This is a genomic window from Phaeodactylibacter xiamenensis (assembly GCF_000759025.1).
Classification (GTDB): domain Bacteria; phylum Bacteroidota; class Bacteroidia; order Chitinophagales; family Saprospiraceae; genus Phaeodactylibacter; species Phaeodactylibacter xiamenensis.
In genome coordinates this window covers 148741-166358 of record NZ_JPOS01000038.1, presented here as the reverse complement: position 1 = coordinate 166358, position 17618 = coordinate 148741, and the positions used below count along the sequence as shown (strand labels likewise).

Here is a 17618-nt window from a genome sequence, read left to right as displayed (position 1 = left end):
TCACCGTAACAAACGAGCGGCAGGTCCGCACTTTTCCAGGCTCTTCCTATCTGCCTGTAAAGTTAGCACTTCGCTTTTCGATAAAAGCTGCGGCCCCTTCCTTAAAATCTTCAGTACCGGTGGTCTGCCCAAAGGCTTTTACTTCGCGGTCAAAGCCATCTTCGTCATGCTGAAAATAGGCATTGATGGCTTCAATAGTCTTGGCGATAGCGACAGGCCCTTTTTTCGCAATCTTACCGATGATAGCTTTCGCTTTATCCATCGCTTCCCCGGCAGGCAGCACATAATTAACCAGCCCCCAGGCCAGGGCCTGATCAGCCGTAATCATGTCACCGGTGAGGAGAAGTTCCGTGGCTTTGGTTTTACCCAGATATTGGATCAGGCGCTGCGTGCCACCGTAACCGGGAATTATACCGAGGTTGACCTCCGGCTGGCCGAACCGGGCATTTTCCGTAGCAATGCGCAAGTGGCAAGCCATGGAAAGCTCGCATCCACCGCCCAGCGCGAATCCATTGACCAGGGCGATAACGGGCTTGTGGAAGCGCTCAATTAGAAAAAAGACATCCTGCCCTCTTTGTGCCATATCCTGGCCCTTTTGAGTATCCAAAGCCAGAAACTCCTTGATATCCGCGCCTGCTACAAAGGCTTTCTCTCCGGCGCCGGTAAGGATAATGCCCTTTAGCCCTTCCCGTGCCGGCGCGTCCTCCGCAAAAAAGTGCTGCAACTCCAGCATGGTCTTGGTATTCAGGGCATTCATGGCTTTTGGGCGATTGAGCGTGAGGATGAGAATACCGTCCTGCTCATCGATTAATAAGTTGGTGTAGGGCATGTTTATGATTCTTTAGAATAATGGAAACGGTTAAAAATGATTTCGCGTGAAATTAGGAAATTTAAAGCTTTATCTGGCTCCAGCTAAAACTCAACCACCACTTTCAATATCTAAACTATGTCATAATTTATCGAAAAACGTGTTTCCCATTTTTCATTGCCGTACACTTTTAGCTCGGCAAAAAGTTCATTGAAAGTTTGGAAAGAGAGACAGAAAAAATAAGGGTTTTCTGAGATTTTAAAAATCTTTGCAGAAAACCCTTTCAAAATGCCGTTCTGCAAAGATCTAAAAAATGGTTGATAAAGCATCAATCTGAGGTTCCACAAGGCAACGCCTTGCGTCGATTAACCGTCTTATCTGGTTTATTAGGTGCCTTAATCAAAGGTGGCCGGGCATCTTTATCAGAGTTGGGCCGCCATATGGAAGACCCCACTGACCTGGAAAGTCGGGTCAAGAAGGCCAAGCGTTGGTTGCAAAATAAGTGGACCGATGTCACGGTACACTTTATACCCTACCTTCTTCCGATTCTCCACTCTCTGAGCAAGGCTGGAGAGTTAGTTCTGGCCATCGATGGCTCCTGTGTGGGCAAAGACTGCATGGCGCTGATGGTCAGTGTAATCTGGCGCAGGCGAGCCATTCCCATTTGTTGGGTAGTTCGTAAAGCTCCCAAAGGCCATTTCCCGGAACACATGCACGTGGCCATTATCGGTCAAGTGGCGATGCTTATGGACAGTATCCTGGAACAGGATTGCCGGATTTTCCTGCTGGGAGATGCCGAATTCGACGGCTGCGAGTTGCAACAGTCTTGTTTGGCTCACGGTTGGGAGTACGTGCTAAAAACGGCGAAGGATACTTTGGTAGCCGATCATCCGAACATGGAGAATGCTTCGGCTTTTGGCCATTTGGCCGCAAGTATCGGTCAAAAAAGCTTGTTCCTGCCCCAAATGTATGTGACTAAGCAAGGGTTTGGGCCAGTCAATGTCTTGTTCTGGCATGACCGGACCCGATATGACCGACCTTTGTATCTGTTGACCAGCTTGGAATATGGCCCACAAGCCGAAACATATTACCGAAAGAGGTATCACATTGAAACCTTTTTCGGCGATATCAAATCTCGCGGATTCCACATTCATAAAACCAGGATTGAAGAGCCTCAAACCTTGTTCAATCTCTTGATCGTGGCTAGCCTGGCTTTCATCATCTGTATCTTGTTCGAGTTTGATGCCCGAACCTCAGCTCAGTTGGGCAAATTCTGCCGTAAAGACCGAATCGACAGCTTGTCCGTGTTTCAGATTGGACTGAGGGCTGTCCGATTTTATGCTAGGCATGCTTTGAATCTTTCTTTCCAATTTTCAAAGAACTTCCCGTAAAATAAAAGTGTACGGCAATGAAAAAAAGGATAGGGCAATTGCTCCCAAACACACATTTTTGTCACTAATACTTTATAACAAAGTTTTTTGTAAGGAGTAATTTTTTATGGCAGCCTGCCCCGTTTCCAGACAAGGCAGGCTGCTTTTCTCTCCTATCGCATGAGCACAAAATCTCCTTTGATCAGCTCTACATGTCCATCCACAAACTCCACCTCTGCATAAAAGACGAAGACACCTGGGTCCATAGGTTCCCCCCGATGACGGCCATCCCAGCCTAACAGCTCGTTGTTCAGCGCTTGTGTACCTCCTACAAAAACCTGCTCGCCCCAGCGGTTATAGATTTGGAAGCTGTTCAGCCCCACAACATCCGGCCCGGCGAAAAGCGTGAAGTAATCATTGCGACCATCACCGTTAGGGCTAAATACATTAGGAGCGTACACATTTCGTGTTTTTTCCACAATCACCGTTATGAAATCCGTGGCGGTACAGCCGGCCGCGTCCTGTGCCGTCAGCCGGTAAGTCGTGGTCTCCTCCGGCATAACCACAGGCTCCAGGCTGCTGAGGGTGTCCGGTTGCCAGGTAAAGCCCGCAATATCAAAATTCTGCACGTCAATCGACAATTGTACACTCTCGCCCAGGCGTATTTCTTCATCTTCGCCCAATTCAAGGAAAAGGGGTTCTGCCGGACTGACTAACAACGACTGGCTTGCCTGGCACCCATTGGCGTCTGTGAGCAGTAATTCGTAGGTACCGGCAGCAAGATTGCTTTGCAGTACCGGCAACGTGCCTATGCTAACCGGTGTAGCGTCATTTAACTGATATTGGTACGGAGCGATTCCACCTAAAACCGTATCAATGATGATTTGCCCGCTGTTTTCCTGCAGACAGTTGGCATCAACTGCGGCAGCTTCCAGCAGTACCCCTGAGGGCGCAACCAATTCAATACTCGCTTCTGATTCACACCCACCTGCGTCGTTGATGGTCACGGTGTAGACACCTGCTGCGAGGCTTTCCAGGACCGGGCTTACCGCACCGTTGGACCACTGATAGGTATACGGTGGCGTCCCCCCGTTTGCAACTACTTCCACCCTGCCATCTGTAGCGTCTGCGCAGCTCACTTCAAAGCCATTGTAGTCGGATGTAGCAGTCAGAGCTGCCCCTGTTTGAGCGACTTCGATAGTCAGCGGCTCGGGCAGAATTGGCGGACAGAAGTTGCCGGTGCCCGCAAGGTTGGTCAGTGAGTAGGTCGTGGTGGTAGCAGGCGCAACAGTCACCGTAATAGAATTCCCTGCCCCGGTAAAGACTTCCACCATCCCGTTGTCATCATTCAGGTTGAAGTCAAAGCTGTCCGCGCCCGTCAGATTGATGGTAAGCACAAGGGAGTCCCCGGGACAAATACTGCCCGGTGCGCTCAGTTCTGCAGTAACCGTTGGCTGGAAAGTCAGATCAATGACCACCAAACTGTCACAACCGCTTTCGGCTGCGCCGGGAAGTAATTCTGTACCGCTTGGATTGGCTTCGTCATAGACCGTGCCATTCACTTCCACACTTGCGCCTTCGCACAGGCTTAGGGCCAAGGTGCCTTCTGCGGCTTCTTCAAAGCTCAGGTCTACCATTATCAGGCTATCACAACCATTCACAGTGGCATTGGGCAGGACCTCCAGACCTGTTGGATTGGCAGCGTCATAAACCGTACCGTTGACCATCAGGCTCTCCCCCGCACAAAGCGTTTGAACCAACTGTGTGGTATCCGTGGAGAAGAAGCTCAGCATGATATTGACCGTAGAGTCACACCCATTCTCAGCTGCACCGGGCAGCACTTCGGTACCTGCCGGATTGGCGGCATCATAAACCGTTCCGCCAACGGTAACAGAGCCACCCGGGCAAAGGGTTTGTGATAAGGTTGCTGTGACAGGAGCCTCAAACGTAAGGTCAATACTAATCAGGCTGTCGCAACCGTTTTCGCTTCCACCCGGTATCATTTCAAATCCGGTTGGATTGGCAGCGTCGTAAAGGGTCCCATTGATGGTCAGGCTTTCGTCCGGGCATAAGGTAGATGCGATCTGATTGGTATCTGCTCCCAGGAAGGTCAGCGCTACAATAATGACGCTATCGCAACCATTTGCAGACGCCCCCGGCAGCAGTTCCGATCCACTCGGGTTAGTTTCGTCATATACAGTGCCATTGACCGTCAGGCTTTCGCCCGCACAAAGGGTTTGCATGAGCATGTTGGTCCCAAGGGTATCAAAACTCAGGTTGATTTGAAGGATGGAATCACAGCCATTGATTGCTCCACTAAAGAGGGTATCCTGCCCGCCTGGGTTGAGCTCGTCGTATACTATACCATTTACGGTAAGGCTCTCGCCCGGGCAAAGGGTGGGCTCGAAAACGGCCACGGCCTGATCCAGCACTTCCACACTGATGCTGATGAGGCTGTCACAGCCATTTGCAGTCGCACCGGAAAGCACCTCTACCCCACTCAAATTACCCGCGCCGTATGTCGTGCCGTTGACCATCAGGCTCTCGCCGAAACAGAGGGTGGCTGTTATGAAATTCGTATCGATCAGGTTATAGCTAATGGACACATTGATAATAGAGTCACAGCCATTCACCGAGCCGTTCACAATCGTATCTGAACCGCTCAGGTTGGTTGCGTCGTAGAGCGTGCCGTTGACCATCAGGCTCTCGCCCGGGCATAACGCTTCAGCGATGGTATTCACCACAGCGTCCTCGAAGGACAGATCAATGCTGATCAGGCTGTCGCAGCCGTTCACCGTACCATCTGGAATTACCTCGAAGCCGCTTGGGTTCCCCTCGTCGTAGACTGTGCCATTGACCGTCAGGCTACTGCCCGTGCAAAGTGTTTGGACAATAAAATTGGTATCTGCCGGGAAGAAGTCGAGCATTACGTTAATAATGGAGTCGCAACCGCTCACTGCGCCATTCAGTAGGGTATCAGCTCCGGAAGGATTATCGGCATCGTAAAGCGTGCCGTTCACCGTCAGGCTCTCGCCCGGGCAAAGGGTGTCCACGATATCGTTCACCACAGCGTTTTCGAAAGTGAGATTGACGCTGATCAGGCTGTCACAGCCATTCACCGTGCTATTCGTGACCACCTCGAAGCCGCTGGGGTTCCCCTCGTCGTAGACCGTGCCATTGACGGTAAGCGCATCTCCGGTACACAAGGTCTGAACGATGAAATTGGTATCTGCCGGGAAGAAAGCCAAGTCTATCATAATCACAGAATCGCACCCATTAACAGCGCCACCGGGCAGCGTTTCTGTACCGGTTGGGTTGACCGTATCATAGGTATTGCCATTTAATAAAAGCGTGTCTCCCGGGCAAAGGGTTGCCACCACAAAGTTCGTATCTACTACCAAATAACTAATGGATACATTAATAATGGAGTCACACCCATTTACCGAGCCGTTCACAATCGTATCTGAACCACTCAGGTTGGTTGCGTCGTAAAGCGTACCGTTGACCATCAGGCTCTCGCCAGGGCACAGGGCTTCTGAAAGATTACTGACCACAGCGTCTTCAAAGGACAAGTCAATGCTGATCAGGCTATCGCAGCCATTTACCGTGCCATTAGGGATTACCTCGAAGCCGCTCGGGTTCCCCTCATTGTAGACCGTGCCATTGACCGTCAGGCTGCTGCCCGTGCAAAGTGTTTGGACGATAAAATTGGTGTCTGCCGGGAAGAAGTCGAGCATTACGTTAATAATGGAGTCGCAACCGCTCACTGCACCATTGAACAGGGTATCGGCCCCGGAAGGATTATCGGCATCGTAAAGCGTGCCGTTCACCGTCAGGCTCTCGCCCGGGCAAAGGGTGTCCACGATATCGTTCACTACGGCGTTTTCAAAAGTCAGATTGACGCTGATCAGGCTGTCGCAACCATTCACCGTGCCACTCGGGACCACCTCAAAGCCGCTGGGGTTCCCCTCGTCGTAGATCGTGCCATTCACTGTCAGGCTACTGCCTGTGCAAAGCGTTTGGACGACAAAGTTGGTATCCGCTGGAAAAAAATCAATCATCACCACCACAATGGAATCACAACCCGATATAGCAGCAGCTGAAAGGGTATCTGCCCCCATTGGATTATCCGCATCGTAGAGTGTACCATTTACGGTTAAGGTTTCACCAGGGCACAAAGTCTCGGAAAGGGTATCTCTAACCGTAGGCTGCACGACAATGGTATCCTGCAGCGTCAACGTATCGGCGCAAACCGCATCAGAAATGGCGCCAAACTGCCAGATAAGATCCTGCAGCTCCGCCAGGGAGTCAGAAGGGCAGAAAACCACTGTAGTGTCAGCGGTGGTGCTAAAGAGACTGAAAGACAGGGTATCTGAGCCGGAGCGCACCTCATAGGATAGATTAAACGGCGGAGTGCCGGTGAAGCTAAAGTCCACATCCACACAGCTACTTTCGCAAATGGTGTCCATTGCAGGCATGACCGACAATTGCGGAGCGAGGTTCAGGGTGTCAACGACCACCTCTCCTTCTGCCTGACAGCCAGTCCCATCCGTAACCGTGACCGTATACGCTCCGGGCAACACGCCCGTGATGGAGCTTGCCATAGTCGTATTGCTCCAGCTGTAGGTGTAATTCCCATCGCCACCCGTAACGGTTAGGGCTGTAGCTCCGTCAGAGGCATTCGGGCAGGTCGCGCCCTGTACATCAAAATCAAAGTTCAGCACACAATCCGGTGCCGTTATGGTAAAGGTGCAAGTAGCTGAACAGCCACTATTATCCGTTACGGTCACACTGTAAGCGCCCTGCGGAAGGTTGTCGATCAGCACATTGACATCACTGGTACTCAGATTACCGCTAGCCGGCCCACTCCATTCTACCAGGAAAGGCGCTGCACCACCAGTGATAGCTACACTTCCAATACCATCCGCATTGCCGAGCCCGGAAGCTGGCGTATCTTCCCCGCAACTCAGGACCGGCTCATCGGTAATCGTAAGCTCAAAGGACACTTCGTCACTGCAAATGGTATTGTCATCATAAATATAGAACGTCCCACCTGTAGTCACCACCTCACCGGGCGCATAACTGGTGCCGGTACCATTCGGTCCGGTAAAGTAGGCGGCGGAAGTGGTCAGGTTGCTTCCATTGATGGGCGGAAAGGTAAAAGAAGCACAAGCGGACTGATCGGGCAGAGGTGTAATCTCAATGCCGGGCACAATGGTCACCAGGAAGGAGGTTTCATCAAAACAACCGGGTGTGCCTGCATACACATACAGCAGCTGACTACTGGTAACCGACTGCCCGGGCGTGAGGATATTGCCGGTGGCATTGGGGCCGGTGTAGTAAAAAGCATTGGAACCTATACCGACTCCCTGAATGGGGGGCAATGTATAGCTATTGCAAGCCAGCACATCCGAAACCGGAAAGACGACCGGTGGCTCTTCGATGATCACTTCAAGGGTCTCCTGATCGTCACAGCCGGGTGTGCCATCGTAGAGGAACAGAATGCCGGAGGTGGTGACCAATGAGCCCGGTGCGAACTGTTGCCCGGTACCATTAAAGCCTGTGTAGTAAGCCTGATTGCCACTCAGCCCCGTTCCGGTGATGGCAGGGAGGGTGTAGGGCCCACAGCTCGTGACCGGTGAAGCAGGCGGGAAAATATCGGGCGCCGGTGTAATGGTCACCTGAAAGGCTACTTCATCTTCGCAGCCCGGGGCAGCACTGTCGTAGGCATAATAGGTGCCGGAAGCAGTAACCATTTGCCCGGGGCTGAAGGAAGCTCCCGTACCATTGGGGGCGCTGTAGTAAGCCGCGCCTCCGGACAGGTTGGAGCCTGCAATGGGCGGCAGGGTATAGCTTCCACAAGCGGTCACCGGAGTAATCGGATTGATGACCGGCTGCGGGGTCAGGTTGAACGTGACTTGTACAGGATCGCTTTCGCAAAGTCCGCCCGAAGCCGTTGCCCAAACGCTACCGCCATTCACGGCCGGATAAGCCGATGGGTTCCCTACCGGTGTGTTTGCCCCGGCATCCTGATACCAGTTGACGGTGTTGCCCGGGCTGATTTGGTTATCATATACTGTGAGGTCAATCATACCACCCGGCACTTCACACTCGCTAATTGGCGGTATGGGGTTGGCATCGGGGGTGAATTCAAAGGTCACCGTTACCGGTACCGTAGCAGACTCGCACCCACTGCCATCTGTGACTGTCGCGTAGATGGTCTGTGTGGCACCGTTGGCAATCGCTGTAGGGATATAGGTGGCGGGATCGATTTCGTTCGTACCGGCTGCATCGAGGTACCAGGTAATGGTTTGTCCTGTACCGCCATTGATTTGATTGCTTATGTCGGTAAAATTGTCGGTCCAGACTGGTGGGAAGATACTTTCTATGCAGACCAAAATGGGGCCGCTGGGCGGATTCGGCGTAGGGCCGGCATTGACCGTTACCGAAGTCGTTGCGGCGGCGGCACAAACACCAGGGTTGGGCGTAAAGGTCAGGGTATTGTTACCAGGATTGGCCAGGGCAGGATTGAAATTACCACCTGCCACGCCGGGGCCGGACCAGGTGCCGGTGATACCACCCTGAATAGGATCTAACGGTAATAAGCCGTCAGCAGAACAGTAAGGCCCGCCGAGATTATCCAAGGCAGGTGTTACGGATGGGTTAACCTCAACAACGAGCGTACCATTCATTGCACATTGCCCGGGGTCCGGAGTAAAGGTCAGTGTATTCGAACCGGTAACTGCAGAGGCCGGGTTAAAAGTAGCCCCGCTTACGCCCGTACCCGACCATTGACCAGATAAGCCATCTGGATTCGTTAAGGATTGTGGGCCATCGGACTGGCAAAAGGGCCCGATCGGGTCTGGATTTACATTGGCGCCGGGCTGCACCTGTACCTCAATTGTGGCTGGAGTGCTGCAGCCTCCGCCCGTGGGGGTGAAAGTCAAAATATTGTCTCCTAGTACTGCGTTTCCAGGGTCGAATTGGGCGCCTGTTACACCTGGACCGGACCAAGTCCCCATTACGCCTCCCTGGGTAGCCGGCAGGTCGACCGGCAGGTAATCTGCACAATAAGGGCCAAGAGGGTCTAAAGCCGGCGGTGTACCTGGTTGAACAGTAATGCTCACCTGGGTTTGCTGCGCACATTGCCCGGCATCTGGCACAAAAACGACCGAAAACACCCCTGAGGAAGCCGGGCTGAAGGTATCATCGCCGGTAATTGCGATACCCGTCCATTCACCATTTATTCCGCCAAAGGATGTCCCCAGGTCTACTGCTGGATCGCCCTCGCAGTAAGGGCCAAACATCGGTACATTGACCAATGGTGCGGGATCAACGGTCACCTCTACGGTAGCAGGGTTTGCACACTCACCGGGATTGGGCGTAAAGGTCAGGGTGTAGTTACCCGGACCTGTGGCTGGGGCATCGGGGTCGAAGGTATTGCCGGTGACCCCGGGGCCGGACCAGGTGCCGGTAATGCCGCCGGGCACAGTAGTATTGAGTGGAATATTAGCTTGTGTTTCGCAAAAAGGAGGGGGTATAGGCAGGCTGGGCGTCGCTGCGGGGGTGACAGTAATGGTGGTCGATGCCGGGGAAGCGCAGGTGCCGGGATTGGGAGTGAAGGTAACAGGATAACTACCTGCTCCATTTGCGGGGTTAAATGTATTACCCACTAAGCCTAAACCCGACCAGGTCCCCGTGTAGCCATCCTGCTCTGTAGGTAAATTGACTATTCCATCTTGCTCACAAAAGGGACCAATCGGATCCAAGATTGGTGTCGGAATAGGCGGAGCTGTCACAGGAGGTGAAATACAGCCATTATTCCCATATGTTGAAGGAGGTATGAAATAATCTCCATCTCCACCAGGCAATGAACCTCTATCATACGTATAGGGAATAGAACAAGAAGAGGAATTTAATCCTATTGTAGTTGTACGAAGTCCGCTTCCAGTATTTGTAAAAGCCCCGCTACTTCTCACGCAAGAACTTCTAAGAACATAAACGCACTGACCTGCACCACATAAGCCAGAAAAATCGTACGAAAAAGATGCGACAGAGCTTACTTGAACAATAACAGTCACATTAGGAGGAACTTCATCACCAGGTCCTACTGACGTCACATTTGGGCAACCTGAAATGAGACCAGATGTCCCCATAGACCAACCACAGGAGGTCCCACTTAAATTGATATCATCATTCTGAGTGCCACCATTATTGTTATTAGTATCAAAATCAATAAACAGATCATTCACATTAAACCCTCCCCCCGAATTAAGGATAATGAATTCATCATTCGGTTCTACCCCACAGGCATCAACCATAATCGCTTCTAAAGTAGGGCATTGCGCATGAATCGAGGAGGCCGATAAAAAACAGAAAAGCAGACAAAATACCTGAAAAAGCCTCAGTTTGTGATAAACAGTAGAGTTATTCATAAAGCAGTTTCAAAAAAAGTTAACCCTTCACACAAAGGAAGGAAGTCAATGTATGCAGTGATAATTTGGGGTGTCGTTGCTTTCAAAAGGGCATTACAAAAATAGGCATTAATCGCAAGCCCCACAGCCCAAGCGGTGTTAACTACAAATTAATTAATGAAAGGGCACATAAACAACCTACTGCCCCTTTTTGATTGTCCGCAGTTTTCCTTACCTTAAAAACGAAATACACTGGCGTATTTCAGTAGATATTTTTTTGTTTTTCAAGGGAAAAACTTACCTTTGCATCCGCTTTTTACTGAATGACGCAGGGCCAGGCAAAAGAGCTGGTACTGTTAAAAAGCCAACTGACATGGATCCGCTAATCAATTTTTCAATCCCCTTACGTGGATTGCACGAAGGTATCCATCAATTTGACTTCCAGATTGATCGCGCGTTCTTCGACGCATTCGAAAATGCCCCTATTGGCGAAAGCCAGATTCAACTCAACGTTGAACTGAACAAACGCCCCGGGCTGCTGACTATCCTCTTTGACTTTGAAGGGACAGTAGATACCGAATGTGACCGCTGCCTGGCTCCAATCAGCCTGCCCATAGGGGGTGAACAGCAACTGATTGCCAAGGTCAGCGAAGTGGTCGAAAACGAAGTCGTTCAAGATGAAGACGACCCGGACGTGATCTTTATCCATCCGGAGCTGCCTAAGCTCAACCTCGCACCTTTTGTGTACGAGTACCTGTGCCTGGCCCTCCCTATGATTAAGATTTACGACTGTGACTCTGATTCGCCACGCCCCTGCAATGACGAGATGCTCGACCGCCTCGGCGCTGCAGAGGACCTGACCGAAGAAGAGCCTACGACCAATCCGGTCTGGGACGAATTGAAGAAACTGGGCAACAACAATTAATAAATTCAGGGCTGTAACGCCTTTCAAAATGTTATAACGATGGCACATCCTAAGAGTAGAATCTCGAAGCAGCGTAAGCACAAGCGCAGAACGCACAAGAAAGCGAAAATGCCTAATATCGCTACCTGCGCAACGACTGGTGAAAAGCACCAACTGCACCGCTCGTACACCGACCTTGACGGCAACGTGTACTACCGCGGCAAGATGCTCATTAAGGCAGATATCGAAGAGTAAACAGCCCGGGGTTTTAAGCCCCTACGGCTTTATCTAAGCAATACCATAGAGCTCCCATCCGAATGACGCGATGAGGAGCTTTATTGGTTTTACCTGTACCCACCATGAAGAAAATCATTCAGACCGACAAAGCGCCTGCACCGGTAGGCCCCTACAATCAGGCGATCATCCACAGCGGTACGCTTTACATTTCCGGACAGATTGCCCTCGACCCTGCAACGGGCGAACTGGTGACCGGCGATATCGAAGCCGAAACACGCCGGGTCATGGAGAACCTCCGGGCAATCCTGGCAGAAGCAGATCTGACCTTTGAGGATGTCATCAAATGCAGCATCTTCGTTTCGGATATGAACAACTACGGCCGAATCAACGAAGTGTATGCCACTTATTTTGATGAAGCAACCGCTCCGGCCAGAGAGTTAGTGGAAGTCGCTAATCTCCCAAAATTTGTCAATATTGAAATTTCTGCCATCGCGGCATTTGACTAAAACTTGTGCTATGAAGACTGCACTTCCCCTTTTTGCATTCGCCTTCTTGCTGTCCAGCTGTAATCCTAAATCCGGCACTTCTTCCACAGCTCCTTCAGAGGAATCGGTCCCGCAAACGGAAGAAGAACTGGCCAACCGCATGATCACAAAGGTCAAGCGCATCGTAGATGCGACTGACGAGCGTCTTGTCACGGCAGAGCCTATCGTGGACACTCTACCCACCGAAGCAGGCATGGCGAGCGGCCGTATCATCAAGCTCTGGCTTGAAAACGAACAAGCCACCAAGCTCACAGTCACAGAGCCCGATGACAGAGGCCAAATGACTGGGCTGTCCACCTTTTACTTTGCCGGGCCAGACTTATTCTACGCTTCCCAGCCTTTTGCTCACTTTATTTTCATTGGCGGCAAACTGGAATACTGGACCGACGAGACCTGGCAGGTCCACCCTGTCAGCAAGGACATCCTCGATGCCCGTGAGGGCTACCTCTATGATGAAGCCAATAAGTATATGAGCTGGTTCTTTGGCAATTAAACCATTATGGCGTCTTATTGTGAATTTGTGCGTGATCTGCCGGAAGGCAACGTCCACCGGCAGTACCATGACCACCACTACGGCTTCCCGCTGACCGACGATAACGAGCTGTTCGGCAGGCTGATCCTGGAAATCAATCAGGCCGGGCTGTCCTGGGAGCTCATCCTGAAAAAAGCCCATAACTTCAGAGCGGCTTATGCCAATTTTGATATTGATACAGTGGCGGGCTATACAGATGAAGACCGGGCAAGGCTGCTTCAGGACGCGGGCATCATCCGCAACAAGCTCAAGGTAAATGCCGCCATTCACAACGCTCAGCAAATACAACAGCTACAGGCAGAATTTGGCAGCTTCAAAGCCTGGCTGGACCACCACCACCCCATGCCTAAAGCGGATTGGGTGAAGCTATTTAAAAAGACCTTCAAGTTTACCGGCGGAGAAATCACCGGCGAGTTCCTGATAAGCACCGGGTATCTGCCCGGGGCGCATGATATGGGCTGTCCGGTGGGGCAGGCTCTGGTGATACCTTAGCCTGGATCCGACTCAATGTTTTATGGTCTTAATTTCATATATCTGCTGTATGTATTTTCCTGAGATCTTTCCTACATTGGTAGACGGAATAAAAAGCCAAAAAAACAGTAAGCCATGACGGAAGGATTACTACAAAGATTATTGGCATCCGAAACAGAAACGGAGGTATTGGAATTTAAACGGGCCGAAAACCAGTTTGACAAGAACAAGCTGGGTCGGTATTTCTCTGCGCTCAGCAATGAGGCGAACCTGCTGGGCCTGAAAGCAGCGTACTTCCTCTTAGGCGTTGACAACGATAAAACCCATCTCCGGAACAAAAATCTCCGATAAACAAGTCAATGAATACAAACAGGAAATAGCCGCCCATACTTCTCCAAATATCGGCTTTGTGAAGGTTAGCCCCATTGATACCAAAGATGGGAAGGTATTGGTTTTTGAAATCCCTGCGGCCCCTCAGGGCATGCCTATTGCGTGGAAGGGACACTACTACGCGAGGAACGGCGAGAGCCTGACCGCTTTGAATATTGAAAAAGTTGAGCGCATAAGGAATCAGGCCTTGGCCAGTGACTGGAGTGCTCAAATAATAGCAGGTGCAAGCATACACGATTTGAATGAAGATGCCATCGCCAAGGCAAGGCAAATGTTTACAGTAAAAAACCCAAGGCTGAAAGATCAAATACAGACTTGGGATGATACCACATTTCTAAATAAGGCCAAAGTCTTGATTAAAGGTCAAGTTACCCATACTGCTATACTCCTGCTGGGTAAAGCGGAATCAGAGCACTTCATTTCACCTGCATCTTCAAAAATTTCGTGGATATTAAAGGATAGAGACAATCTGGAAAAAGACTACGAACACTTTACTTGCCCACTGTTGCTGCAGGTCGAAAGCGTAAAGGCAAAAATCAGAAACCTTAAGTACCGTTATATCAAGGACCAGACCTTATTTCCTGATGAGGTAGATCAGTACGACCCCTTTATCATTCGTGAGGTACTGAACAACTGTATTGCCCATCAGGACTATAGCAGAGCTAAAAGACTTAAGCCTACAGGAAATTATGCTCTTGGACAAAGTGGCAAAAAACAAAACTATCACAGATGAAGAAGCCCGGCAGTTAAGAGCCAAAAAACTCATTGAAGGAAGAAAGCCAAATTATCATATCTCTTCTTCAGTGGCAAACGTAACCGGTGAGAAAGCAAAATACATCAGGCAAAGAGGAATTAATGATAAGTACTGTATGAAAATCATAATCGACTATATTGAAGAATTCAAAGTAGCCTCTCGTTCAGAAATTGAAGAATTGGTACTAAACAAGCTTCCTGATGTGCTAGATGATATACAAAAAAAACACAAAGTGAAAAACCTGCTTCAAAAACTAAAGAGAGCTAATAAGATAAAACTCAATGATAATAGAAAGTGGATTTTAGACGAAATTTAGACACTCCTGACAAGATTAAATCACAAACAACTGATTATCAGAATCTAAAAGCCATCTAGTCAGGTTTACTAAAAGATAATTAGATGAACTTTAGACGAAAAGCAGGACATACCTAAATCTTAGTAAAAGCTTCCTTTAAATAAGCAGAGTGTGTTAAATGTACTGAAAAACTGAGAATACCTGAGACACGAGAAAAGCCAATTGCTCAGAATCAGAATCCTCCTCCCAGCTGCCCTCAAATCTCTCAACAAAAAAGCGCTGCCAGCAAAATAACCTGGCAGCGCTTTTTTACGCGGTTATATGCCCTCCCACTACGAATGGAAGACCGCAGTGATGGCAAGGAAGACCGCAGCACCCGCCAGGAAGCCGACCAGTGCCAGCCATGCAATTTTCCTGAGGTACCAGATGAAGTCGATACGCTCCATACCCATTGCCGCCACGCCCGCAGCCGAGCCGATGATCAGCATACTACCACCGGTACCAGCAGAGTAGGCGATGAAGTGCCAAAGTTTGGAGTCCATCGGCATTTCGTACATCCCCATAGAGGCAGCCACAAGTGGTACGTTGTCGATAATCGCCGAGGCGAAACCGAGCAGTATGACGACCACGTCCTGATTTGGAATGACCCGGTCCAGCACCTCTGCCACATACCGGAGCGTACCCACCTGGACTTCTGCACCATCACGAATAACCGTAGCGTAGACCAGGCTTTCCAGCGCAGCAACCGCCATCAAAATACCGAGGAAGAACAGGATACTGGACATTTCAATCCGGGACAGGGCTTTATGAGCTGAGTACATTTCCCGCCGGGAATGCGAAAAGTCCTCTTCCGGGTGGATGTACTCAGAAACCAGCCAGACTACGCCCAGCGAAAGCATCATGCCAAGGTAAGGGGGCAGGTGCGTAACGGTCTTAAAAACCGGGACAAACACAATAGCGCCCAGGCCCAGGAACAGCATCGTCTGACTGCTAAGCAGCTTACCCGCCTGAATATTTTCATTCACATCCAGGGTAATTTCACCCCGGAATGGCTTCATGAAATAGGCAGCGATGACAAAGGGAACCACAAAACAGGCGATAGAAGGCAGCACAAGGTATTCAATCAGGCCAGCCGCCGACACTTTATTGCCAATCCAGAGCATGGTGGTGGTCACGTCACCAATGGGCGACCAGGCACCGCCTGCATTGGCAGCGATCACGATCAGCGCCACAAACCACAATCGTTCCTTTTTATCCGGTACAATCTTGCGCAGCAGCGTTACCAGTACAATCGTCGCAGTGAGGTTGTCAATTATAGCGGAAAGAATAAACCCGAGGATGCCCACAATCCAGAGCAATTTCCGCTTACTCTTCGTTTTTACGTAGCTCTTCAGCACTTCAAAGCCCCGGTGCAAGTCGATGATCTCTACAATCGTCATCGCGCCAATCAGGAAGATGAGGATTTCCGCGGTTTTGCCTAAGTGATGGAGCAAAGTGTTGTTGAAGCCCTCCTCAGCAAGGTGGTGCCCCTCGCCGTGGGCGTCGTGCGCGCCTACCAGGCTGTAGATATGCTCGTGGGTGTCAACAACTGAAAGTAACCCGTAGTGAAAGCCCAGCGCAAGCAGTGCCCAGGCGACTGCCGCCATGATGAGCGCGGGTACGGTTTTGTCAAGCCGGAGTGGATGTTCAAATACAATGGCCAGGTAGCCAAGAAAAAATACCAGGATAATTGCCGAATCCATGTAAAGGTTAGTTGGTTCTTAGTGTGCGTAAATTTATGATTTTCTTTTGAGCCCCAGGTCATAATCCTGAACTTATTATTCCCGGGCATCGTTTGTCGAAACGGACAGGAATTGCGTACTTTTGCAGGCTGTAGCATTAAAGGCAGAAAGATGGTAAAAATTGGTGATGTAAATATTGGTGAATTCCCGCTGCTGCTCGCACCCATGGAGGACGTTAGCGACCCGCCGTTCCGGGCGCTTTGTAAGGCTCAGGGCTGCGACATGATGTATACGGAGTTCATCTCGGTAGAGGGGTTGATCCGCGACGCAGACAAAAGCGTTCAAAAGCTCGACATTTACGATTATGAGCGCCCAATCGGTATTCAGATCTTTGGAGCAGAGCACGATTCCATGATGCGGGCGGCGGAAATTGTAGAAGAAGCCAAGCCGGAAGTCCTCGATATCAACTTCGGTTGCCCGGTGAAGAAGGTGGTCTGCAAAATGGCAGGCGCCGGCATTCTCCAGGATATTGACCGCATGGTCAAACTGACCGATGATGTGGTCAAGTCTACCAACCTGCCCGTCACCGTTAAGACCCGCCTGGGCTGGGATGACAATACCAAATACATTGAGGAAGTTGCCGAGCGGCTGCAGGATGTTGGCATTAAAGCCCTTTCCATACACGGGCGTACCCGCAAGCAGATGTACAAAGGCGAAGCAGACTGGTCGCTCATCGGCAAAATCAAGGAAAATCCACGTATCCACATCCCTATTTTTGGGAATGGCGATATCGACAGCCCGGAAAAAGCGAAGTTATACCGGGAACGCTACGGCGTGGATGGCATCATGATTGGCCGGGCAGCCATTGGCTACCCCTGGATTTTCCGGGAAATCAAGCACTATTTCGCTACCGGAGAACTGCTGCCCCCACCCACGGTGGAGGAGCGTGTGGCTGCTGCCAGAGCTCATCTTGAGCACTCCGTTTCCTGGAAAGGGGCTAAGCTTGGCATTTTGGAAATGCGCCGCCATTACACCAATTATTTCCGGGGCTTCCGCAACATCAAAGAGTACCGCAAACGCCTCGTCACTGAAGAGAACCCGGCTGACCTCTATGCTATTCTCGATGAAATTGAAGCCGTTTACGGCAACAAAGAAGCACTGGTCTAACCCCAAAATG

General features: G+C 50.6%; 13 protein-coding genes. 10 read left to right on the top strand and 3 right to left on the bottom strand.

What is annotated here, in order from left to right; all coding sequences use genetic code 11:
- Nucleotides 1-46: 46 nt before the first annotated feature.
- Complete coding sequence (locus IX84_RS15500) at nucleotides 47-829, bottom strand: enoyl-CoA hydratase/isomerase family protein (protein WP_044222679.1); 783 nt, start codon at nucleotides 827-829, stop codon at nucleotides 47-49.
- A 296-nt stretch (nucleotides 830-1125) separates the two neighbouring features.
- Here IX84_RS15500 and IX84_RS15490 point away from each other — a divergent pair, with 296 nt between their 5' ends.
- Nucleotides 1126-2199 carry a transposase gene (locus IX84_RS15490; RefSeq protein WP_044217494.1) on the top strand — a complete coding sequence of 358 codons (1074 nt, stop codon included), beginning with the start codon at nucleotides 1126-1128 and terminating at the stop codon, nucleotides 2197-2199.
- A gap of 152 nt (nucleotides 2200-2351) precedes the next feature.
- Here IX84_RS15490 and IX84_RS15485 read toward each other — a convergent pair whose 3' ends face one another.
- Nucleotides 2352-9947 (bottom strand): T9SS type B sorting domain-containing protein, encoded by a 7596-nt coding sequence (locus IX84_RS15485; protein ID WP_044222674.1) that lies wholly within the window; start codon nucleotides 9945-9947, stop codon nucleotides 2352-2354.
- A gap of 1018 nt (nucleotides 9948-10965) precedes the next feature.
- Between IX84_RS15485 and IX84_RS15480 the strand changes: the two genes are divergently transcribed.
- From IX84_RS15480 to IX84_RS33945, 8 genes are all read left to right on the top strand, one after another.
- On the top strand, nucleotides 10966-11517 hold the full coding sequence (locus IX84_RS15480) for a YceD family protein (RefSeq protein WP_152605088.1): 552 nt from the start codon (nucleotides 10966-10968) through the stop codon (nucleotides 11515-11517).
- A 39-nt stretch (nucleotides 11518-11556) separates the two neighbouring features.
- Nucleotides 11557-11751, top strand: coding sequence for a 50S ribosomal protein L32 (gene rpmF / locus IX84_RS15475; RefSeq protein ID WP_044222668.1), 195 nt, complete (start codon nucleotides 11557-11559; stop codon nucleotides 11749-11751).
- A 104-nt stretch (nucleotides 11752-11855) separates the two neighbouring features.
- Nucleotides 11856-12239: a RidA family protein gene (locus IX84_RS15470; RefSeq protein WP_044223170.1), complete on the top strand. Its 384-nt coding sequence runs from the start codon at nucleotides 11856-11858 to the stop codon at nucleotides 12237-12239.
- A gap of 10 nt (nucleotides 12240-12249) precedes the next feature.
- The gene (locus tag IX84_RS15465) at nucleotides 12250-12771 is read left to right on the top strand and encodes a hypothetical protein (protein WP_044222666.1); all 522 of its coding nucleotides are present in this window, start codon (nucleotides 12250-12252) and stop codon (nucleotides 12769-12771) included.
- Between the two features lie 6 nt (nucleotides 12772-12777).
- Nucleotides 12778-13302, top strand: a complete 525-nt coding sequence (locus IX84_RS15460; protein WP_044222663.1) for a DNA-3-methyladenine glycosylase I — start codon at nucleotides 12778-12780, stop codon at nucleotides 13300-13302.
- 114 nt (nucleotides 13303-13416) lie between these two features.
- The gene (locus IX84_RS33955; RefSeq protein ID WP_052516046.1) at nucleotides 13417-13632 is read left to right on the top strand and encodes a hypothetical protein; all 216 of its coding nucleotides are present in this window, start codon (nucleotides 13417-13419) and stop codon (nucleotides 13630-13632) included.
- Nucleotides 13589-14404, top strand: a complete 816-nt coding sequence (locus IX84_RS33950; RefSeq protein WP_202965256.1) for an AlbA family DNA-binding domain-containing protein — start codon at nucleotides 13589-13591, stop codon at nucleotides 14402-14404. Before IX84_RS33955 ends, IX84_RS33950 begins: the two co-directional genes overlap by 44 nt.
- Nucleotides 14361-14741, top strand: a complete 381-nt coding sequence (locus IX84_RS33945; RefSeq protein ID WP_052516044.1) for a hypothetical protein — start codon at nucleotides 14361-14363, stop codon at nucleotides 14739-14741. The genes IX84_RS33950 and IX84_RS33945 overlap by 44 nt, the downstream gene beginning before the upstream one ends.
- 311 nt (nucleotides 14742-15052) lie before the next feature.
- On the opposite strand, the gene nhaD is transcribed toward IX84_RS33945, so the two are convergent.
- Nucleotides 15053-16462 carry a sodium:proton antiporter NhaD gene (gene nhaD / locus IX84_RS15450; RefSeq protein WP_044222662.1) on the bottom strand — a complete coding sequence of 470 codons (1410 nt, stop codon included), beginning with the start codon at nucleotides 16460-16462 and terminating at the stop codon, nucleotides 15053-15055.
- A gap of 150 nt (nucleotides 16463-16612) precedes the next feature.
- Here nhaD and dusB point away from each other — a divergent pair, with 150 nt between their 5' ends.
- On the top strand, nucleotides 16613-17608 hold the full coding sequence (dusB, locus tag IX84_RS15445) for a tRNA dihydrouridine synthase DusB (protein WP_044222661.1): 996 nt from the start codon (nucleotides 16613-16615) through the stop codon (nucleotides 17606-17608).
- The last annotated feature ends 10 nt before the right edge of the window (nucleotides 17609-17618 follow it).